Consider the following 19,795-nt stretch of genomic DNA (forward strand, 5'->3'; position numbering starts at 1 on the left):
CGGTTATGCTCTCCCTAGCCCAGCTCTCCCCTGGCCACCGGGCCCGTATCCTCCGGGTGCCCCCGGAAAAGAGGCGGCTTCTCGCCTTGGGGTTAAGACCTGGGGCGGTGGTGGAGGTTCTCCTCAAAGCCCCTATGGGAGACCCCCTCGAGGTCCGGGCGGGGGAAACCTACCTGCTGGTACGCCAAGCAGAGGCTAAGGGAATCCTGGTGGAGGCCCTGATCGCCCCAAGAACCCCATGAACTGCCCCCGGTGCAACCCAGATAGCGCCACCCTGGAGGCCCCCTCCGCCCGCACGCAGCGCTGGGCCTTGGTGGGTGGGCCCAACACCGGAAAATCCTCCCTCATCAACGCCTTGGCGGGAAGCCAGCTCTCGGTGGGCAACTGGCCGGGGACCACCTTGGAGCGCCTTTCCGCCCACCTGGACCTGGGAGGAACCCAGGTGGAGCTGGTGGACCTGCCCGGCACCTACAGCCTTCTGGCTACCTCGCCCGAGGAGGCCCTGGTGGTCCGCGAGCTCCTGCAGCACCCCCCGGACCTGGTCCTCAACGTCCTGGACGCGGGCAACCTGGAAAGGAGCCTGGTCCTCACCCTGGAGCTCATGGAGCTTGGGTTGCCCATGGTCCTGGTGGTCAACCTCCTGGACGAAGCGGAGGCTAAGGGCTTAAAGATTGACCTCGAGGCCCTGGAGGAAGCCCTGGGGTTACCCGTGGCCGGCACCGTGGCCAGCCGGGGCCAGGTGGCGGACGTCTTGGCCAAAGCGAAGGTGGCCCGCATTCCCAGCCCCAAGGTGCGCTATCCCGAACCCCTGGAGAAGGCCATAAGCCACCTGGGTCCTTGGATACCCAACCGGGCCCTGGCCCTTTTGGCCCTCATGGGGGAGGAGAACCTTCCCCTGTCCCAAGGGGCGCTGGGGGCCCTCCGGAGGGAGCGGGAAAATTTGGAACGCATGGGCCACGACCCCTACCTCCTGGCCCTCGAGGCCCGGTACGCCACGGCGCAGGAGGTCTACCAACGGGCGGCCCGCCGGACGGGAAACGGGGCCCCCCTTACCGAGAAGCTGGACCGCCTGGTCCTCCACCCCCTCCTGGGGTTCCCCTTTTTTCTCCTGGCCCTGTTCCTTACCTTCCGCTTCACCTTTAACCTTTCCACCCCCTGGGTGGACCTGATCGGCAGGGTCCAGGAGGTCCTCGCGGGATGGGCCCTGGCCCTCCCCATCCCTTCCCTGGCCCGATCCTTTCTGGCGGAAGGGCTGGTGGCCGGGGTGGGCACGGTCTTGGCCTTCACGCCCCTCCTCTTCCTGCTCTATCTGGCCCTGGCCTTCTTGGAGCTATCCGGTTTCCTGGCCCGCATGGCCTTCGTGGCCGACCGGGCCATGCAGTGGGCGGGACTGCCCGGCAAGGCCTTCATCCCCCTGGTGCTGGGCTTCGGCTGCAACGTGCCGGCCGTCTACGCCACCCGCACCCTCTCCCACCCCTTAGACCGCCTCAGGACCGCCCTGGCCATCCCCTTCATGGCCTGCGGGGCCAGGCTTCCCGTCTTTACCCTTTTCGCCTTCGTCTTCTTCCCCAGGCAAGCCCCCCTTGTGGTCTTGGGGCTCTACCTCCTGGGGTTGGTCACGGGGCTAGCCACCGCCCTTCTTTTGGGCAAGGTGCTACGGGCCGAAAGAGGGGAGGGGGCCATGGAGCTTCCCCCCTACCGCTTCCCCCCTTGGCGGCTCCTCTTCCGCTTGGCCTGGGCCCGGACCCAGAGCTTCGTGCAAGGGGCGGGGGGACCCATCCTGATAGCGGTCCTAACCGTCTGGGCGCTTCTCCACCTCCCCTTCCCAGGAGGAAGCCCCTATGCCTTCTTGGCCCAGGCCCTCACCCCCTTCTTCCGCCCCTTGGGCCTCGAGGACTGGCGGTTGGTGGGGGCCCTGATCCCGGGGTTCATCGCCAAGGAGGTGGTGGTGGGCACCCTGGGGGTCAGCTTCCTTGGGGCAGAAGGCCTTAGCCCCTTGGGCTTTGCGGCGGGGGTAAAAGAGCTTCTTGCTGGCCTCCTTTCCGCCTTAGCCGGTACCCTTCAGGGCCTCGGGTCCCTCTTCCTTCCCTTCCACCTGAACCTCGTCCCCGAGCCTACCCCCCTCCAAATGGCCCTCAAGGGAGCGGTCTCCCCCTCGGGGGCCTTGGCCTACCTGGTCTTCGTCCTCCTTTACACCCCTTGCGTGGCCACCTTGGCCGCACTCCGCCAGGTGGCGGGCGGGAAGGCGGCCCTGGCCGCCGTGGTCTACCAGCTTTCGGTGGCCTATGGGTTGGCCTTTTTGGCCAGCCGGGTACTCCCATGATGGCCAAGGCCCTGGACCTCCTCGCTTCCCCCAGGACCCCCCGGGAGCTGGCGGGGGCGCTGGGGCTAAGCCTCGAGGCCACCCTCCTCCTCCTGCAACAGCTGGAGCGAAAGGGCTATGTGCAACCCCTCCCCTGCGCCACACGCTGCGGGGCCTGCGCCTTCCGCAACCTCTGCCCCGGGCCCAGCGAAACCCCCTGGGTACGGGTCTCGGTCAAACAGCCCGCTCCACGCTTTAGCCCTTAACCCACTAGAACGCGTTAATGCCTTTGCCCACCAAGGCCACAAAGCTCTTCAGGAGCAGTCGGATCCTTTCTCCGGAGCTCCCATGACCTGGGTCATGGTCAGGACACCCATATCGGCCTTACCATCAAATCATGGCGATGGGCAGGCATTTCTTTCAGGCTCAATACGGGAAACTTGTACATTATGACAAAGAACGCTTTAACCCCATCTTCCTGGGAGAAGGGGCTCATCTTAGAGTGCTGCTCACCGCCTTGCTCCCGGGTCAGTTCATCCCTTTGCACACGCCTGGGGTGGACCTGGCACTTTTGGTCCTCCGGGGAAAGGGATGGCTGGTAGTTGGGGAAAGCGAAATAGAACTCGGCCCTGGCAGTGTGGCTCTGGTACCCCAAGGAATCCGGTGGAGCATCCATGCCACCACCAGATTGGTACTTTTCCAAGTAGTGTCTCCGCCACCCACGGAAACTGATCACAGCGAGGTGCAAGACCAGTTAATGAGGGGGGTGCTCTGAAAGAATGCCTAGGGCTACCTTCTTTCAAGGTAAGCTGCTGATGCGCCCCGGGGGGAAAGTTCAGATCCTGGACCTGCAACCCGGAGAAGAGGTTTCCCTAGAAGTCTGGAAAGGTGAAGATGTCCTGGTCGCTCCCCTTCGGGGGAGGTTGCAGCTTCTGTTTTGGCGGAAGGCAGTGGAGGTGGAGGTCGGAGAGGTAGCGCGCCTGCACCGCGGAAGGCTTGCCCTAAAGGCCCTTGAGAGGACAAGGGCCCTCTTGGTGACCCTGGGAGTTTCTCCCGACATCCTGGCCCAAGATCACGAGCGCCTTCTGGCCCTCCTCGAGGCCCTTCCCACGCGGGAAGCGACAGAGACCCTAGCCCGGAAGCTGGAGGAGCACATCGCCAAAGAGGAGGCCCTCTATTACCCCACCCTTTCCCCGGGCAAGCTAAAGGAGCGACTTCTAGAGCACCGGCTCTTAAGGGAGCTACTGGCAGAGCTTCTCACTGCCCTAAAGGAAAACCGGCCCACAGAAGGCATCGTCCAGAGGTTCAAGGCCGCTCTTCTGGCCCACTCCGAGGCGGAGCTGGAAGAATAAGGGGTCCTTCGCGAAGGGACGTGCCGGGTACCAGTTCCCGTAGGAGAATCCGTACTCCTGGCTCCCGAAAGAAATAGGTGTAGGCCCAATCCAAAAGGACCAAGAGGCGGTTGCGGAACCCGACGAGTTCGGCAAGGTGCACTAAGGCCCAAAGGAGCCATGCGGGAAGGCCATAGAACCCCAAGGTGCCTATCTGGGCCACGGCCCGGTTACGCCCGATCACCGCCAGCTGACCATGGTCCCGGTAATGAAAGGGCAGGGGCTCCTTCCCCCGCATGGTCCGCACCAGGTTGAAGGCCGCATGCCGGCCCTGCTGCAGGGCCACAGGGGCTAGCTGCGGCCAAGGTAGGCCATTGAGATCCCCCACCACATACACCTCGGGGTGTTGGGAAAGCCGCAGGAAAGAATCCGTAGGCACCCGCCCCCTGGAGTCCACGGGGAGGCCCACAAGGGCATTCCCCTTAACCCCCACCGCCCACAGGATCAGATCCCCCCCCCAAACGGGCCCCACCCTGCAAATGGACCCCTCTTGGAAATACCTCCGCTACCTTCGCCTCAAGCCGTACCTCCACCCCTAAGCGTTCCAGGGTCCTCAGTGCATAGCAGGAAAGGGCCGGGTTAAAGGAAGAGAGGAGCTGCTCTCCAGCCTCCAAAAGGACCACCTGGGCTTTGGGCACCTCCGGGTAGTCCCGGGGAAGTACATGGCAGAAAAATTCCGCCATGGCCCCGGCAAGCTCCACCCCTGTAGGCCCACCCCCAACCACCAAGACCTGGAAGGGTACCCTCCTACTGGCGGCCTCTTCCAAGCGGTAAAGTAGGGTATACCGGATCCTAAGGGCATCCTCGAGGGTCTTCAAAGGGTAGGTATAGGCTGTGACCCCGGGTATCCCCAGGGAGTGAGGTCTACTCCCCGTGGCCACGATGAGGTAGCGGTAGGGAAGCCTTTCCCCACCGGCCAGCAGCAAATAACGGCCCCTTAAGTCCACTGCCTCGACCTGGGCTAGGAGGAAGCGGCCTGCCTTCACCAGGGACCGCAGGGGGTGGGCCACGGCGGGAGCCTCCAAAAAACCGGTGGCCACCTGGTAGAGGAGAGGCTGAAACAGGTGGTGGTTTCTGGCGTCCACGAGGAGGTAGGGAATTCCGAAGCGGGCCAAAACCCTACTTGCGGCCAGCCCCGCAAACCCACCCCCAACAACCACCACTTCGGGTTCCATCAGACAGCCTCCTCTAGAATCCGGCGCTTCACCTCCGTAATCAGCTGGTTTACGTCAATCCCCCTGGGGCAAGCCTCGGTGCAGTTATGGGCGTTCCGGCAACGCCATACCCCATTCCTCCCCCCCAGCCAGCCCTTAACCCGATCGGCCAAACCCCGGTCCCGGGAGTCGAAGAGGAAACGATGGGCCTGGACGATAGCAGCAGGGCCAATGTACTGGCCGTTAACCCAGTATACGGGGCAGCTGGAGGTGCAAGCAGCGCAGAGAATGCAACGGGTGCCCTCCTCATACCGGGCCAGCTCCTCCGGAGCCTGGAGCCTTTCCGTAGCCGGCGGTAGCTCATCATTGATAAGGTAAGGCTTCACCGCCCTGTAGCTAGCAAAGAAGGGCTCCATATCCACCACCAAGTCCTTCAGAGGGGGTAAGGCCCTCAGGGGTTCCACGCTTATCCTGGGGCCCAAGTCCCTCACCAAGGTCTTGCAGGCTAGGCGGTTTCGCCCATTGATGGTCATGGCATCAGAGCCACAGACCCCCTGGCCGCAGGAGTAACGGAAGCTCAGGGTGCCATCCACCTCACCCTTAATCCTTAGCTCAAAACTTGCACCTCCCGAATACCCTGCATGAACACCCCCTTCCCCCCGCAGGCGGGGGCCAAAGACCCAAAGCTCCCAGCTCGGCCATGAGGACCCGCAAGACCACCTCCGGCAGCAGCAGGCGCGCCGCTGCCCACCCAGCCTCCCGCCAAGAAAGACCTCTCCCGTCTGGAGCTAGCCTCACCCAGTGGGCCAGCAGGTAAGCCAGGAAGGACAGCACCAGAAACCGATGCACCCCCAAGGCCGTCCGCTGCCCAAAACGCCCCAGGGAAAACTCGCTCTTTACCGTGCGGAAGAAGTGCTCAATGGTAAACCGCCGCCGCCCCCACACCAGCACAGTCCGTGGCCCCGCAGGAAAGGTGGCCACCACGTACCGCCACTCCCACCCTCCCCCGGGTAAGGGATAGCGGTACCAGCTCACCCACACGGGAAAGGGAAGTCCCCGCAGATGCACCCGACTCCCCTGCCGTCTGAGCCCAAAGAGGGGAAGCCCCTCCCGCGTCTTTCGGTCCCGCCGCATCCCCACCACCGCTTCCAGACCCAACCCCCGCACCCCCACAAGAAACCGGGCGGTGCCGAAGGCAGCATCGGCCACCACCCGAAGGTGGAAGGACTTGCGCATCCAGGGGGGCAGGGAGGCCAGAAGACGCAGGGCAAGGAGGGAAAGGGCCTTCTCCCCCTTCCCCCGCCACACCCGGTAGGCCCAGGGGATGCGCAGCTCTCCCAGCACCAGATAGAGCACCACCAGGTGGAGCCCCCACTTGCCGTGGAAAAAGGAGAGGGGCAAGGCGGGGAAGAGGCCCCGCTTCTCCAGGGTGACCAGGTCCAGGACCACCAGGAGCCTGGGCTTGGGCCCCCGCCTGGGCCTGGCCCGGTGGAGGGTTTCCTGGGCCTTCTTGCGAGCCAGGCGGATGAGGGCGCGGGTGGGCCAGGGATAGCGGTTGAGGAAGCGGGAGAGGGCGGAAGGGGACTTGGTCTTGCTGTGCTGGGGCCTGGCCTTGCCGTGGCCGGTGAGAAGGAGGAGAAGAAGCGCTTTGAGGGATTCGCGGAGGTGGGGGGTTGGCAGGAGGGCCAGGAGGGTCCAGAGTAGAGAATGGGCCGTTTGGGTCATGGCACCCTTCATCCGAAGGGAACCCGGCGGCCCTTTTCAAGTGGTCCCCTGGCGCATGGGTATGCGGGGGGTGGATAAGTGCAAGTTTTGAGTTAGGAGAAGATCAAGCACCCGATCCCAGGGCATCGCTTCCAGGGTGTACCTAGCCCAGTAAGGATCCTTGCCTACATCCCGTCTAAGGATGGCCACCTCCACCCTCATGGCTTCTCCAACAAAAAGCGGTGATAGCGGAATAGGAGGCCGCGTCTTTCCTGTCCGAGGAGGCGATATCCGTATTTGGAAGCCCATGCGGGCATCTCGTAGGGCGCGTAAATGTCCCGGGAAAGGAGTTCGAGGACCGTTCCCGAAGGAAGGCTTTCCATCACCTCCCTAGCCCGGATCAAGCCCAAGGCACAAGGGGTTTTACGGTTATCCAGACGACGAAGAGGCCGCACCCTAAGGTCATCCAGGCTGCACACGCCTCTTACGGGCGAGCACTGGCGATATAGAGGGCAGGTGATGAAGATGGCTACAAGAGCCAGAATGAGGCCCAGCTTGAGGGCGATAAGGCTAAAGGGGAAAAATCCCCAGGCCTCTAAGGGGATTCTGTAGCCAAAGGCCATGAGCAGCCCCGTAAGTAGTAGAGTGGGAAGGGCCAAGCGCACCGTGAGGCGGAATCGCTCCAGTTGCCTTGCCCCAGCTACCACCGCTTCCACAAAAGGGTATCGCATGCCTACCGGAATGTTCACCGTGAGGTTGAAAAGCGCTCCTCCCAACCAAAGGCCAAAGGCGGCCAAGTGCAGGGCTCGCAAGGTGAAGGACCAAAGGCCTTGGGTATCCCGCTCCGCCCAAAACAGGGTAAGGACTAGGGAAAGCCCCAGGGCTAGCCACGGTCTACCCAGCCAAAACGCTAAGCCAAGAGACGCTTGTGTAAGGGAAATAAGTCCCCAAGCGTGGCCGAGATAAGGGAAAAGCGCAAGGGAAGGACTAAGAAGAGCAAGAGCCAGACCCAAGGGCTGGGCCAAGCTTCTCCAGGCTGCTTGCTCCCCTGCTACGAAAGCCTGGGCCTCCGCCCCTAAATCCTTTTCCTCGCGTAGGTAAAGGGTATGCCAAGCGCTGAAACCCAAGGCTAAAGCCAACAGCCAAAGAAGAAGCCAGCGTAGTAAAAGGCCAAGAGGGGTAAGGCCTAGATGTAGGCCAGTAAAAACCGCCCCCGCCAAGGAGGCTAGGGATATGAGGGTAAAAGCCACCTTGGGCAGAAAGGGTACCTCCTGTCGTACCTCCACCAGGCCTGGCATTAGGTTCCCTCCAGTACGTGCACATTGGGTAAGGTCTGGGCCCACCGGCGGTTTTTCTCAATGTAGACCTTCCAATGCTCGGGCACGTCCTCCTCGGGGTAGATGGCGTTCACCGGGCAGGCGGGGACACAGGCCCCGCAGTCGATGCACTCGTCCGGGTGGATGTAAAGCTGCTCTCCGGCGTCGTAGATGCACTCCACCGGACAGACCTCCTGGCAGGATCGGTCCTTCACGCCGATGCAGGGCTCGCAGATCACGTGGGGCATGGTTCACCTCCGAGGACCAGCTTCGCCCCTCCTCCCGGGACCGTCCATGACCGGGGTCAAGGGGACAAGCGCCCTTAGAGCACCTTGGCCGGGGAGGAAACGGGGTACCCTAAGGACATGATCCGCCTGCGCGCCCCCCTTCCCCCCTACCTCCTCTGGACCCCGGAGGGGGCCAAGGTCTACCTGCCGGACCTCAAGGGGAGAATTCTGATCTTGATGCGAAATCCTGCCCTGGCCCAGGCCCTGGCGGAGCGGCAGGAAGAGCTCCGGGAGCTTGCCGCCCAAGCCTACCTCCTGGCCCAGGCCCCCGCCGCAAGCCCCCTCCCGGTCCTCCTGGACCCGGGGGGCCAGCTCCTTGCGGCCCTCCCCGAGGAGGGGGTTCTGGTGGCCGACGCCTACCTGGAGGTCTACCACTTAGGCCCCGTGGCCGATGCGGAGGAGGTGCTGGCCTGGGTGGGCTTCGTGGCCGCCCAGTGCCCGGAGTGCGTGCTGCCGGAGGCGGCATGGACCTGAGGGTCAAGCGGGTCTACGACCCCCCTTCCCCCGAGGACGGGGTGCGGGTGCTCGTGGACCGCCTCTGGCCCCGGGGGCTCAGCAAAGAGGGGGCCAAGGTGGACTGGTGGGCCAAGGAACTCGCCCCCTCCGACGAGCTCCGCCGCTTCTTCGCCCACGACCCCGAGAAATACCTGGAGTTCCTCCGCCGCTACCGGGAGGAACTGGAGGGCAACCCCACCTTGGAGCGGTTGCGGGCCCTGGCCCAGCGGGGGAGGGTGACCCTCCTTTTCGGGGCCCGGGAAGCCCGGTACAACAACGCCACCGCCCTGGCGGAGATCCTCAGGGAAAATCCGGGGGAAGCCGTGTAATACCACCCCACCCCGGCTCGCACCGGGGTGGGGGCTCGGTAAAAGGGTGTCCAAGGCTCTCAGTGGAAGAAGGCAGCGAACGGTTGGTTCAGCGTGGAAGGGTATAAGGCTCCCTAGGCGGGGGTGAACCTTCAGGGGAAAGGCCTACCTGGGGTCCCCCGAGGCCTTGACGGTTAGGGGTGCCGGGCTTATCATTTAGGAGTCCTAAGGAGGTGAAGCATGAGGAAGATTTTGGGAATCCTCGGCGCCTTGGCCTTAGGCCTCCTGGTCCTGGCCCAGTACGGGGGAGGGGCGACGCAACCCACCTTCCCCTACCCCGAGGGCCACCGGCTCTGGACCCACGTGAAGAGCATGGAGCTCAGGCCCGGCCACCCCCTCTACGAGAGCTTCGGCGGCCTGCACCACATCTACGTGAACCAGGCGGGGCTAAAGACCTACCTGGAGGGCAAGAGGACCCCCTTCCCTAAGGGCACGGTCATCGTCTTCGACCTCCTCGAGGCCAAGGCGGAAGGGAACGCCCTCCTGGAAGGCCCTAGGAAGCTCATCGGCGTTATGGTCAAGGATCCGGACCGCTACCGGGACACGGGGGGCTGGGGGTACTACGCCTTTGGCCCGGACAAGAGGCCCCTCAGCATCGACCCCCAATCCTGCCACGCCTGCCACCAGGGAGCCGCCCACACCGACTATGTATTCAGCGCCTTCCGGCCCTAAGATGGGAGGGTGGAGGCTTCGCCAAGCGAACAGCAAGGGGAAAAACTCGTAACCTTGCTAGAGCGCCTAGCCCAGGCGGAGCGGGCCCTCCTCACCCGAAGGGCACACCGCCTGGGCCTCACCGCCCTCCAGGCCCAGCTTCTCCTCCACCTCTCCGAAAGGCCCTACGGGGTAGTGGCCCTGGCCGAGCTCCTGGCCCTTACCCCAGCCACGGTAAGCGAAGCCCTTACCACCTTGGAACGCAAAGGTTTTCTCTCCCGGGCTAAGGATCCGGGGGACGGCCGACGGTGGCTCCTCAAACCCACGGAAAAAGGGCTTAGGATGGCCCAGGCCCTGAAAGGTTACGCAGGGCCCCTCCACCAAGCCCTGGGGAAGGTATCCCATCAAGAGGGGCTCCTTTTAGGGCTCACGGAGTTATTGGCGGAGCTGGTACGGCAAGGAACGGTACCCGAAACCGGCCTTTGCCTTACCTGCCGCCACCTACGGCGGGAAGAAGGGTTTTTTTGCGCCCTTCTTAGCCTAGCCCTCACACCTTGGGACCTCCGCCTTGCCTGCCCGGACCACACACCCGCCTGACCCCCTTTATCCTGCCGCGGGAACCCTGCCCCGTTCCAGCCAGGCCGGGGGTACATAAACGCACCGGGGCTCGCTTTGCAGGTAGTCCCCGGTTTCCGCCCAGGCCCTGGCCCGGCTCCCCCCGCACACATAGCGGTACTCACAGACCCCGCACTTCCCCTTCAGGCGGTCCTTATCGCGCAGCGCCTGGAAGAGGGGGCTATGCCGGTAGATTTCCAGAAGGGGCCTTTCCCGCACGTTCCCCGCATAGACCGGCAGGAAGCCTGAGGGAGCCACGTCCCCGGTGGCGGACACGAAGACAAAGCCGTTTCCGTCCGTAACCCCCAGCCGCGAGTGCTCCATGCCGTCTTGGAAATACTCCCGGTACATGCTCTCCCCCGCCGCCAGGGCCCGGTCCTGCGCACCCGCTTCCCGCCGCTTTTGCAACACCACCCGGCGAAAGTGGTGGGCCTCGGTGGTTTTGACGTGGAAGGGATAGGAGAGGGCAACCTGGTAAAGCCAGTGGAGCACCTCCTCAAACTGCCGGGCGGAGAGTTGCCTGAGAAGGGCTCCCCGCCCTACTGGAACCAGAAAAAAGAGGCTCCAAAGGACCACCCCCTTCCCGGCTAGCAGATCGGGCAAAGCCTGGATCTCCGGCCAGTTCTCCCGGGTCACGGTGGTGTTCACCTGGGTAGGAAGCCCCGCCTCCTTGGCCCAGTCCAGGGCCGCCAGGGTCCGGGCAAAGGTGCCTTCCTCTCCCCGAAAGGCGTCGTGGCTCTGGGGGCTAGCCCCGTCCAGGGAAAGGGCCAGCCGGGTCACCCCGGCCTCCTTGAGCTGGAAGACCTTCTCCCGGGTGAAGAGGGGGTGGCCGCCGGGGTGAGGCCCACCTTCAGGCCCAGCTCCCGGGCCTTTTGGATGAGGGAAAGGAGGTCGGGACGGGCCAAGGGGTCCCCTCCGGTGAGGAGCAGGAGGGGCTTGGGGCGGTAGGTGGCCACCTCCTCGATGAGTCGCAAGCCCTCGTCCGTGGAAAGCTCCCCGGGCAGGGGGTGGGGCATGGCGGAAGCCCGGCAGTGACGGCAGGCGAGGAGACAGGCGTTGGTCACCTCCCAGGCGACCAGATAAGGGTACTGGGCGAACTCGGGACGCTCCATAGGGCCAAGCTAACCGGAAGACCCCTTGCCAGCCATGACCGGGATCAAGGCCAGGCGGGGAGCGTTTGGATGCTCCCCGCCCTCAACCCAGGAGGCTAATAGATGTCGTAAGCGGTGTTGTACACGTTGAACTTGCCCGTGGGGGTGCGCACCCAGTCCCCAGTGATGCGGGCCTTCTCCTTCAGGGTGAGGGCGTCGTAGACCACGATAAAGGTGGGGGTGTCCTTGGCGCCCCAAGCGGAGACCCAGATCTCGGTCCCGCCCTTGTTGAACTCGGGATGCACCATGCGGGCCTTGAGCTCCTGGGCTTTCGGCACCTCCCAACACTTGGTAACCTCCAGCTTGCGCTTGTCTATGGCGCAGAGGCTAGCCGCCGCCTGGGGGCTTGGGCTCATGGGGAAGTCCACGATGACCCAGGGGCTGTTGGGGTGGGTCTTGATGAAGAGGGTGCCGGCGTAGGGGAGGGTGATCCGCTTGACCACCTTCCAGGCGTACTGGGGATGCCTCTCGGGATCCACCCCCACCACGGTCACCTCGGGGCTGCCGATGTTCCCCGTAGCCCAAACGGGCCCGTAAGTGGGATGCTCCCAGTTGGAGCCCCGGCCCGGGTGGGGCCTGACCCCCGCCTCCACCTCAGCGGTGAACTCCCGGGTCTTGGTATCGATGACGATCAGCTTGTTCAAGGCGTTGGCCGCCACGATGAAGTAGCGCTTCAGAGCCCAGCCCCCATCGTGCAGGAAAAGGTCGGTGTCGATCATGGTGATGGGCAGGGGCCGGCCCTTCTTATGCAGATTGGAGTAGTCCACCAGCCAAGTCTGGCCCGACTCCTTGAGGTTTACGATCCACTCGGGGTTAAAGTGGCTGGCCACGATGGCCGCCACCCGGGCTTCCGTCACCAGTTCCCCGGCCCCCTTGGCGTAGGAGATGGTGGAGACCATCTTGAGGGGCTCGAGGGTCAGGCCATCCAGGACCACCATGGTGGGCGGCCAGTAGCACCCCACCACCGCGTACTTGTCCTCGTAACCCTTAAACTTGCTGGACTCGATGGAACGGGCGTCCACGCAGGGCTTGGACTCGGCCACCACCTGGGGCGGGTTCATCCAAAGATCGATGAGGCTCGCTTTCCCATCCCGGCCGATGGCCATGAAGTAGCGGCCCGTGGCCGAGGAGCGCAGGATGTGGGTGGCGAAACCCGTGGGCACGATGGCGACCAGTTCCTTCTTGTCCCCGTCGATGATGGCCACCTGACCGGTATCCCGGAGCACCTGGCCGAAGAAGTTCTGCCAGTTGCGGTTATGGAGCGGTTTGGTGGGCCGCTTTTCCGGAGGAACCTGCACCTTCCAGGTCTTCCGGATCTCCTCAAAGGTGGGGACCGGAGGCGCCGGGGGCTGCTCCAAAAGGAAGCGGGCCACAAGCTCGATATCCTTTTCCTTAAGAATCCCCTGCCGTCCCCAATCGGGCATGCCCCCAGGCAGGCCGCCGAAGATCACCGCCTTCAGGTACTCCACCCCCTTTTCCGCCATCTTCTTGGGGTCAAGGGCGGGACCCGTGGCTCCCTTCCGCAACACCCCATGACAACCTGCGCAGCGGTCAAAGTAGATTTTAGCTGCCTCCTCCTTTTCCACCGGATTTAGGGGTGCCGGAGCCTGGGCCAAGGCCAAAGCCCCTACCAACAGAAAGCCTAATAGGTCTAACCTCATCCTCATGGCTTTCACCTCCAGCAACTAGGATAGAGAACTCCGAGTAGTACAGATGTCCTATGGCCAAAGTCCCTACAAAACTCCGCGCTGAAACAAGGAAACCGGACCCCAGATGGGGTCCGGCACGGGAAGGAAAGCCTAATGGGCGTGCTCCTTCTCGTGAAAGGTGGTCACCACCCACCACATCCCTTGGGGAATGAATAGGTAGACCATGGAGCTGAAGGCGATCAGGTACTTCCAGAAGGGGTCCAGGTAGGGTGGCAGGATCATGCCCAAAGCCCCCAGGGCCTGCAAGGCGGCGAAGAGGTAGGAGAAAGCAACAACGGCAGGCCTCCCCAGCATCCGCCCCAGGGCGTAGAACATGGCGTAGAACCCTGCGGCGGAAACCATGAGCATCCCATAGAGCATCAGGTCCCGCACCGCCTCGCTAGTCATGGGCCCCCACCTCCTTGGGCACCTTGGCCTCGCCCTTGCCGATGGTCGCCACATCCCAGAGAAGGACCAGGTAGCTCACCAGGAAGAAGACCCCAAAGACGAAGCGCCAGACCATGCCGTTTTGGAACCAGGGATGCTGCTGGGCGTCTATGTAAGCCTGCCAGGTGCTGCCTCCGATGGCCCGCTCCACCATGGTCTGGGTGAAGCCAGCCACGGTCATGGCCGCGGACATGCCAAAGATGCTCACCACCATCAGCACAAACGCCCACTTCCAGAGCTTAGAGTCAAAACGGGGAAGCTCAGGACGACGCACCTGGTGAAGGGCCATGTAGATCACCGTGAGGATGGCGGTAACGTACGCCCCAAAGAAGGCCAGGTGGCCGTGGGCCGGGGCCAGCTGGGTGCCGTGGGAGTACAGGTTGATCTGGGGCAGGGTCTGCATGAACCCCCAGACCCCGGCGCCGATGAAGTTGCCGAAGGCTTGGGCGATGGCCCAGAAGAGGGCGGGCTGGTTCACGGTCTGCATGCGGTGGACTCCAGCGTCGTAGACGGCGTGGACCACCATGGCCACCAGGGGTATGGGCTCGAGGGCGCTAAAGAACCCCCCTAGGCCCAACCAGTACTCCGGGGTGCCGATCCAGAAGTAGTGGTGCCCAAGGCCCAGGATCCCGGTGCCGAAGACCAAGGCCACCTCCAGGTAAAGCCAAGTCTCCACGATGCGCCGGGGGGTACCCAAGAGGTGCATGAGGGCCATGGCCATGATGGAGCCCACCAGCACCTCCCAGGTGGCCTCCACCCAAAGGTGGACCACCCACCACCAGAAGTACTGGTCCATGGAGATGTTGGGGGTATAGTGCATGCCGGCGGTGTAGAGCCCGGCCAGGGCCACCAGGTCGAACATGAGGACCGCCACCACCCCGGTGATGCGCTTGGCCTTGAGGGCGGTGGCCACCACGTTGTAGAGGAAGACGGTCATCACCGCAACGATGCCGAAATCCGCCCAGCGGGGGGCCTCGATGTACTCCCGGCCCTCGGTGATGAACCATAGGGTAAAGGCATTGCCCGGCCCGTACTGCACGAGGAGGTAGACCAGGACCACGATGCCCACCGCGGCGATGAGGGTGAAAAAGGCGAATCGGGCGAGCCGGATGCCCACCACCTCCCGCCCGAGCTCCAGGGGCAAGAACCAGTATACGCCCCCCATGAAGCCTAAAAGGAGCCAGACGATCATGGCGTTGATGTGGAGCATCCGGTTGGTCACGAAGTTAAGCTTGCCGTAGAGGAAATTGGGGTCTAGGTACTGCCAGGCCGCCAGCAGACCGAAAAGAACCTGGGCCCCAAAAAGGGCCAGGGCCACCCAGAAGTACCAAAGGGCCAGCTTCTGGGACTCGTAGAGTTTTCCTTGCGGTACAGCTTGGGTCATGGGACACCTCCTACTGCGCCCCGGCGAAGCGGTCGGGGAAGCCGTTGGTATCGATGGCTGACATCCACTTCAAGAAGGCCACCAAAGCCTTAGCCTCCTCCTCGGTTAGACCGAGGTTGGGCATCCGGCGGACAAAGGTGGGATAGCGGTTTGGGTGTTGAAGCCATTCCGCCATGGCCTCCTCCTTGGTGGCCTTGCCGGTCATGCCCTTGACCATGGTCTCCCACTTGGGATCCAACCAGGCGCGGGTGAGGTCCGGAGCGAAATAGGCCCCGTTGCCTAAAAGGGTGTGGCAGTCCATGCAGTTGCGGCTTTGCAAGGTCATCTTGCCCTTGTTGACCAGAGCGTAGGCCTCCTCCTCGCTCCAAATCTTGCCGAAAAACCCCACCTCCTCCCCAATGACCGGGATATCCCGGCGCTTCTCGTAGTCCCGCTTGAGCCCAATGGTCCTGTTGATCACGGTATAGGCTGGCACCCGGGCCGAGCCTTCCCGGATCTGGTTCAGGGAATCAATGGTCAAATAGACCAGGATCCCGGTCATGATGAGGGAACTAACCACGGCAGCGTTGCGCCAGAAGCGGGGCTCGAGCCACCCGGACCCTCGGGAAAGCCATAGGGTGAGGATTACGGTGGCGAAGAGGGCTCCGATGGTGGTTTCTATCCAGCCAATCTCCATACCTTAACCTCCTTTCACCTCCAGCTCATAAACTCGGACCTATAGGGCGCCTTTTCCATGACTCAGGTCAAGGGCAAAAGTCCCTGGGGACACCCGCCTGGCTCCGTGTCGGCGCAGGGATTCCTGGGAAGCCGTCGAAGCGGGCTCGATTATTCTTGCGACACCTGTCCCAAATGGGGATAACCCTTGATGCCAGTCGAAGCCAATTCTTTAGGGAAAGGGTATTTTGAGGCCTATGAAGGTGGCTTTTCTCGGCCTGGGCTTCCTCTTCGTCGGGCTGGGTTTTTTGGGGGCCTTCCTCCCCCTCCTCCCTGCCACCCCTTTCTTCCTGGTGGCGGCCTACCTCTTCTCCCGAAGCCACCCCCGCCTCGAGGCCTGGCTTCTCTCCTTACCCCAGGTGGGTCCCCTGGTGCGGAACTACCGGGCGGGCCGGGGCATCCCCCGAAAGGCTAAGCTCCTGGCCACAGGCATGGCTTTGGGGGCCGCAACCCTCAGCGCCTACGGCCTGCCCCACCCCGCGGGCCGGGCCCTGGTCCTCCTCCTCGTGGGCTACGGCCTCTACTTCCTCTGGCGGCGGGTGCGGACCTCGCATTAGGAGGAAATCCCCTGCCCGAAGGCTTACCATGAGGCCATGGCCCTGCGTAGCCTCCTCAAGCGGGAAGAGTCCTACGCCCTCCACGCCCTTTTGCTCCTGGCGGAGGAACCGGGGCTTGGCGCGGCGGAGATCGCCAGGAAGCTCAAAGCTCCCCCCGCCTTCATGGCCAAGGTCCTCTCCAAGCTGGCCAAGGCGGGCCTGGTGGAAAGCCGCATGGGCCGAACCGGGGGGGTGTGGCTCCGGGTTCCCCCAGAGGAGGTCACCCTCCTCAAGGTGATGGAAAGCCTCTTCGGCCCAGTGGCCCTGGACCTCTGCGCCACCCTGAGGCGCTGCCCCACGGAGGAAAGGCGGGGGTTCTGCCACCTCAAGCCCAACCTGGTGCGTCTAAACCAGGAAATCCGTAGGGCCTTTGCCAGCCTCACCCTCAAGGACCTCCTGCCCGAAGCACCCAAGGAGGCTTGATCTAGGTCATAGCGAGGAAATCCCTAAGAGCCCAAGGCTAAGGGGTATGGAAGGGATCACCCTGAAGACCACAGTGAACGAAATCCTTAGGCACTTCCCCGAAACGGTAGGGCTTCTAAGCGGGCTTGGCCTGGACACCTGCTGCGGTGGGGCAGAGCCCCTGGAGGAGGCGGCCAAGGCCGCAGGCCAGGACCCGGAGGCCGTGCTCCGGGCCTTGGAGGCTTTCTTGGAGGAGGAAAAGGCATGAACCTCCGGGAGAAGGCCCGCTACGGAGCGGTGCGGGGGGTGGAGCTCCTCGCCGACCACCCGGAGGTGCGCCTGGTCCTCTTTAGCCTGCAACAGGGGCAGGAGGTACGGGGCCAAGGGGAGCCCAGGGTGCACCTCGTCTGCCTCGAGGGGGAGGGCATCTTGTGGGCTGGGGAACGGAGCCTCCCCGCCACCCCCGGTACCCTCATGGCCGCAGAGCCGGGGGAAGCCCATGGGGCCAAGGCCGGGGAGGGAACCTTTTTGGTGCTTGGCATCATCACCCCCAGGCCATGATCCCGGCGAGCCGGCTCGCCCTCACCGCGGCCCTCCTCTGGTTCTTGGCCGCTAGCCTGGTGGGCCTGCTCCTAGGCCTGGGCCTCCTGCCCTATACCTGGCGGCCCGCCCACGCCCACATGCAGCTTCTGGGCTTCGTAAGCCTTATGATCTACGGGGTAGCCTACCATGCCCTTCCCCGGTTCCGGGGGGTGGTCTTTCGCAGACCGGGACTGGCCCTCTTCCAAGTGCTCCTGGCCAACCTCGGACTTCTGGGAATGGTCTTGGCTTGGGGCCTGGGGCTTGGGATCCATGTATGGGGGTTCTTTGCTTTCCTCTCGCTTGTGGCGGGAAGCCTCTTTGTCCTCCTCATGCTGGAGGTACTCTGGGGCTAAAGGGTCTTCGGACCACAGCTTGGAGAGCGGTATGCGCGCAACCGGTGTTCCCCTTAAGACCATAGCCCTCCCCACGGAGCACGGGGGCTGGGGGTTTACCCTAGAACCCATCCTCCTGGGCCTATTCATCTCGCCAGGACCCCACACCCTGGGGCTGTTCCTCCTGGGTCTTTTCGGGTTCCTGGCCCGGCACCCCTTGAAGCTGGTTTACCAGGACCTAAGGAAGGGCAAGCGCTACCCCCGCACCGCCCTAGCCTCGAGGGTGGGCGGGATCTATCTGGCCCTGGCCCTTCTGGGCCTTCTCCTTGCTGCCTGGACCGCCCGAGGCCCCTTTCTCCTACCCCTTCTCCTCGCCCTCCCCCTGGGGGCCTACATGCTCTGGGCGGATGCCTCAAACCGCTCCCGGGACCTTTTCCCGGAAATCGCTGCTGCCTTGGCCATGGCCTCCTTAGCGCCAGCAGGGGTTTTGGCAGGTGGCTTGGAGACGGAAATCGCCTTGGGGAGCTTTTTGGCCTTGGCCCTAAGGGATATCGCCGCCCTCTACTATGCCCGCACCCAGGTGCTCAGGGCCCGGGGAGGAAGCCCCAAGCGCTACCCCGCCCTCCTGGCCCTTTGGGCCTCCTTCCTCCTCGCCCTTTTTCTTCAAGGCCAAGGGCTCCTTCCCGCTCCCACCACCCTCGCCCTTCTCCTCCTCGCCCTTTACGGAAGCCTGGCCCTCTTGAAACCCCCGGTGGCGGCCCGGATCATCGGCTGGACGCAGATGGGCTTTGGCCTTTTGGTGGTCTTGGCCACCGCTATAGGCTACACCCTTCAAGGCCTTCCCACGGCCCTGCTGGGTGTCCCTAGCCTCCACCGCCTCCTGGGGTGGGCCCTGGTGGGGCTAGCCTTCCTAACCGGGCTTTACCTCTTCTTCCGCCGGGAGGTACCCCGGGAGGTACGCCTTCTGGTAGGGCTTTACGACCTGAACGCCCTCTTGGGCCTTCTCTACTTGGCCTTCGTTTGGAAGCCCCTTCCCCATCCCTTCCTGGCCCTCTTGGGGGTGGCCCTCCTCCACCTCCTTCTCCGAAGGCACCACCCCTGGCCGGCAGCAGGGTTCCTCCTCCTGGGATTTCTCCTCCTCTGGCACTGAGGCCCGGATGGTGGGGAAGACCCCCTTTGCGGCGGCGGAGCGGTTGCACAATGAGAGCATGAGGCAAGCCTGGGGTCTTGCCCTTCTGGTCCCCTTTGGCCTGGCCCTTTACGCCCTCTTTGGCAAGGAACCGCCCCTCCGCTGGGCCGAACCCGTGCAGGCCCCGCCCGCGGGCCTGCAGGAGGTCTACGCCCGGGCCCACCCCGCCGTCCTCCGCATAGAGGGCCCCGAGGGGAGCCGCGGCACGGGCTTCTTCTACGCCCCGGGCCTGGTCCTCACCGCCTACCACGTGGTGGCGGAAGGAGGCCCTTACACCCTGGTGCTCGCCAACCGGGAGCGGGCTGCCGCCACCCTCCTCGGCTTCGCCGAGCCTTTGGACCTGGCGGTCCTCCGCACCGAGGCCCAGGCCCCCGCCCTCCTGCCCTTGGAAACGGGAAGGGCCCCGCGGGTGGGGGAAGCGGTGCTCCACATCGGCAACAGCCGGGACCAGTTCATCGCCCCCCGCTACGGCCGCATCACCCGGCTTGGGGTGAGCCCCTCCCCCTTCCTGCCCCAGGGCCTGGGGGAGGCCAGCCTTCCCCTCGCCCCCGGGGACTCGGGGGGACCAGTGCTGGACGGGGAGGGGCGGGTGCTGGGGGTGGCGGTGGCCATCGGCCAGACGGAGGAGGGCTTCCGGAGCTTCTTCACCCCCCTCTTGGGCCGACAGGCGGTCCTGGCCGCCCTGGAGCGCGGGGAAAGGAGCTACTGGCCCTACCTGGGCCTAAGAGGCCCCCGGGCCCTGACCCCAGAGCTGGCTCGGGAGCTGGGCCTCCCCCCGGGGGGTGTGGTGGTGGGGGAGGTGGTGCCGGGCGGGGCCGCCCACCGGGGGGGGCTAAGGGGGCTGGAGGCGGGCGGGGTGCCGGACGTGATCCTGGAGGTGAACGGGGTCCCGGTGAACAGCTTTGAGGACCTCCTGCGGGAGGTGCGCCGCTACCAGGTGGGGGACCGGATCCGCCTTAGTGTGCGCCGGGGTGGGGAGGTATTCCAGGTGGAGGCGGAGCTCGCCCCCTTTCCCGGAAGGTGATCC

The 19,795-nt window shown here is 64.2% G+C and carries 24 protein-coding genes and 2 pseudogenes; 15 read left to right on the top strand and 11 right to left on the bottom strand.

Annotated elements, in window-relative coordinates:
* Positions 1-5 precede the first annotated feature (5 nt).
* From EBI04_RS05230 to EBI04_RS05250, 4 genes are all read left to right on the top strand, one after another.
* Positions 6-242, top strand: a complete 237-nt coding sequence (locus EBI04_RS05230) for a FeoA family protein (RefSeq protein WP_135256542.1) — start codon at positions 6-8, stop codon at positions 240-242.
* Positions 239-2,323, top strand: a complete 2,085-nt coding sequence (gene feoB / locus EBI04_RS05235; protein WP_135256544.1) for a ferrous iron transport protein B — start codon at positions 239-241, stop codon at positions 2,321-2,323. The genes EBI04_RS05230 and feoB overlap by 4 nt, the downstream gene beginning before the upstream one ends.
* Entirely contained in the window at positions 2,320-2,568 is a 249-nt protein-coding gene (locus EBI04_RS05240) for a hypothetical protein (protein ID WP_135256546.1), read from the top strand. Before feoB ends, EBI04_RS05240 begins: the two co-directional genes overlap by 4 nt.
* Positions 2,569-3,117: 549 nt before the next feature.
* The gene (locus EBI04_RS05250; protein ID WP_240695388.1) at positions 3,118-3,654 is read left to right on the top strand and encodes a hemerythrin domain-containing protein; all 537 of its coding nucleotides are present in this window, start codon (positions 3,118-3,120) and stop codon (positions 3,652-3,654) included.
* Here the strand turns inward: EBI04_RS05250 and EBI04_RS13775 are convergent.
* The 6 genes and pseudogenes from EBI04_RS13775 to EBI04_RS05275 form a co-directional block, all read right to left on the bottom strand.
* The gene (locus tag EBI04_RS13775; protein ID WP_308418062.1) at positions 3,608-4,165 is read right to left on the bottom strand and encodes an NAD(P)/FAD-dependent oxidoreductase; all 558 of its coding nucleotides are present in this window, start codon (positions 4,163-4,165) and stop codon (positions 3,608-3,610) included. The two genes, EBI04_RS05250 and EBI04_RS13775, sit on opposite strands and share 47 nt — an antisense overlap.
* Positions 4,116-4,868, bottom strand: a complete 753-nt coding sequence (locus tag EBI04_RS13780) for an NAD(P)/FAD-dependent oxidoreductase (RefSeq protein ID WP_276605495.1) — start codon at positions 4,866-4,868, stop codon at positions 4,116-4,118. Before EBI04_RS13780 ends, EBI04_RS13775 begins: the two co-directional genes overlap by 50 nt.
* A pseudogene (locus tag EBI04_RS05260) lies at positions 4,868-5,443 on the bottom strand (succinate dehydrogenase iron-sulfur subunit); the annotation flags it as partial. The pseudogene EBI04_RS05260 and the gene EBI04_RS13780, both read right to left, overlap by 1 nt.
* Before the next feature lie 16 nt (positions 5,444-5,459).
* Entirely contained in the window at positions 5,460-6,584 is a 1,125-nt protein-coding gene (locus EBI04_RS05265) for a transposase (RefSeq protein WP_444545749.1), read from the bottom strand.
* Positions 6,585-6,769: 185 nt separating this feature from the next.
* Positions 6,770-7,282 (bottom strand): sulfurtransferase TusA family protein, encoded by a 513-nt coding sequence (locus EBI04_RS13170; RefSeq protein WP_167481890.1) that lies wholly within the window; start codon positions 7,280-7,282, stop codon positions 6,770-6,772.
* A 566-nt stretch (positions 7,283-7,848) separates the two neighbouring features.
* Positions 7,849-8,115, bottom strand: a complete 267-nt coding sequence (locus tag EBI04_RS05275; RefSeq protein ID WP_135256555.1) for a ferredoxin family protein — start codon at positions 8,113-8,115, stop codon at positions 7,849-7,851.
* A gap of 117 nt (positions 8,116-8,232) precedes the next feature.
* Between EBI04_RS05275 and EBI04_RS05280 the strand changes: the two genes are divergently transcribed.
* The 4 genes from EBI04_RS05280 to EBI04_RS05295 all read left to right on the top strand — a co-directional run bounded on the left by EBI04_RS05280 (position 8,233) and on the right by EBI04_RS05295 (position 10,265).
* Positions 8,233-8,628 (top strand): hypothetical protein, encoded by a 396-nt coding sequence (locus tag EBI04_RS05280; protein ID WP_135256557.1) that lies wholly within the window; start codon positions 8,233-8,235, stop codon positions 8,626-8,628.
* Positions 8,619-8,978, top strand: a complete 360-nt coding sequence (locus tag EBI04_RS05285; RefSeq protein WP_135256559.1) for a DUF488 domain-containing protein — start codon at positions 8,619-8,621, stop codon at positions 8,976-8,978. The genes EBI04_RS05280 and EBI04_RS05285 overlap by 10 nt, the downstream gene beginning before the upstream one ends.
* A gap of 219 nt (positions 8,979-9,197) precedes the next feature.
* Positions 9,198-9,689 carry a cytochrome P460 family protein gene (locus tag EBI04_RS05290; protein WP_135256561.1) on the top strand — a complete coding sequence of 164 codons (492 nt, stop codon included), beginning with the start codon at positions 9,198-9,200 and terminating at the stop codon, positions 9,687-9,689.
* A gap of 54 nt (positions 9,690-9,743) precedes the next feature.
* Positions 9,744-10,265 carry a MarR family transcriptional regulator gene (locus EBI04_RS05295; protein ID WP_240695389.1) on the top strand — a complete coding sequence of 174 codons (522 nt, stop codon included), beginning with the start codon at positions 9,744-9,746 and terminating at the stop codon, positions 10,263-10,265.
* A 6-nt stretch (positions 10,266-10,271) separates the two neighbouring features.
* Here the strand turns inward: EBI04_RS05295 and EBI04_RS13785 are convergent.
* The 5 genes and pseudogenes from EBI04_RS13785 to EBI04_RS05320 all read right to left on the bottom strand — a co-directional run bounded on the left by EBI04_RS13785 (position 10,272) and on the right by EBI04_RS05320 (position 15,629).
* Positions 10,272-11,395: pseudogene (locus EBI04_RS13785) on the bottom strand (TIGR04053 family radical SAM/SPASM domain-containing protein).
* 95 nt (positions 11,396-11,490) lie between these two features.
* A complete protein-coding gene (locus EBI04_RS05305; RefSeq protein ID WP_206202076.1) occupies positions 11,491-13,095 on the bottom strand; it encodes a nitrite reductase in 1,605 nt (534 codons plus the stop codon).
* A 138-nt stretch (positions 13,096-13,233) separates the two neighbouring features.
* A complete protein-coding gene (locus EBI04_RS05310; RefSeq protein ID WP_038041943.1) occupies positions 13,234-13,530 on the bottom strand; it encodes a hypothetical protein in 297 nt (98 codons plus the stop codon).
* The gene (locus EBI04_RS05315; protein ID WP_135256567.1) at positions 13,523-14,953 is read right to left on the bottom strand and encodes a cbb3-type cytochrome c oxidase subunit I; all 1,431 of its coding nucleotides are present in this window, start codon (positions 14,951-14,953) and stop codon (positions 13,523-13,525) included. Before EBI04_RS05315 ends, EBI04_RS05310 begins: the two co-directional genes overlap by 8 nt.
* A 10-nt stretch (positions 14,954-14,963) precedes the next feature.
* Entirely contained in the window at positions 14,964-15,629 is a 666-nt protein-coding gene (locus tag EBI04_RS05320; RefSeq protein ID WP_135256569.1) for a c-type cytochrome, read from the bottom strand.
* A gap of 235 nt (positions 15,630-15,864) precedes the next feature.
* On the opposite strand from EBI04_RS05320, the gene EBI04_RS05325 reads away from it, so the two are divergent.
* From EBI04_RS05325 to EBI04_RS05355, 7 genes are read left to right on the top strand one after another with little or no spacing between them, the layout of a single operon-like run.
* Positions 15,865-16,224, top strand: coding sequence for a YbaN family protein (locus EBI04_RS05325; RefSeq protein WP_038041937.1), 360 nt, complete (start codon positions 15,865-15,867; stop codon positions 16,222-16,224).
* 36 nt (positions 16,225-16,260) lie between these two features.
* The gene (locus EBI04_RS05330; protein WP_135256571.1) at positions 16,261-16,686 is read left to right on the top strand and encodes an RrF2 family transcriptional regulator; all 426 of its coding nucleotides are present in this window, start codon (positions 16,261-16,263) and stop codon (positions 16,684-16,686) included.
* A 46-nt stretch (positions 16,687-16,732) separates the two neighbouring features.
* On the top strand, positions 16,733-16,933 hold the full coding sequence (locus EBI04_RS05335; protein WP_135256573.1) for a DUF542 domain-containing protein: 201 nt from the start codon (positions 16,733-16,735) through the stop codon (positions 16,931-16,933).
* A complete protein-coding gene (locus EBI04_RS05340; RefSeq protein WP_135256575.1) occupies positions 16,930-17,226 on the top strand; it encodes a cupin domain-containing protein in 297 nt (98 codons plus the stop codon). Before EBI04_RS05335 ends, EBI04_RS05340 begins: the two co-directional genes overlap by 4 nt.
* Complete coding sequence (locus tag EBI04_RS05345; protein WP_038041929.1) at positions 17,223-17,600, top strand: hypothetical protein; 378 nt, start codon at positions 17,223-17,225, stop codon at positions 17,598-17,600. Before EBI04_RS05340 ends, EBI04_RS05345 begins: the two co-directional genes overlap by 4 nt.
* A gap of 31 nt (positions 17,601-17,631) precedes the next feature.
* The gene (locus EBI04_RS05350) at positions 17,632-18,729 is read left to right on the top strand and encodes a YwiC-like family protein (RefSeq protein WP_135256577.1); all 1,098 of its coding nucleotides are present in this window, start codon (positions 17,632-17,634) and stop codon (positions 18,727-18,729) included.
* A gap of 58 nt (positions 18,730-18,787) precedes the next feature.
* Positions 18,788-19,792: a S1C family serine protease gene (locus EBI04_RS05355; RefSeq protein ID WP_135256579.1), complete on the top strand. Its 1,005-nt coding sequence runs from the start codon at positions 18,788-18,790 to the stop codon at positions 19,790-19,792.
* Positions 19,793-19,795: the final 3 nt, after the last annotated feature.

Source organism: Thermus caldilimi, from assembly GCF_004684245.1.
In the GTDB taxonomy this organism is placed as follows: Bacteria; Deinococcota; Deinococci; order Deinococcales; family Thermaceae; genus Thermus; species Thermus caldilimi.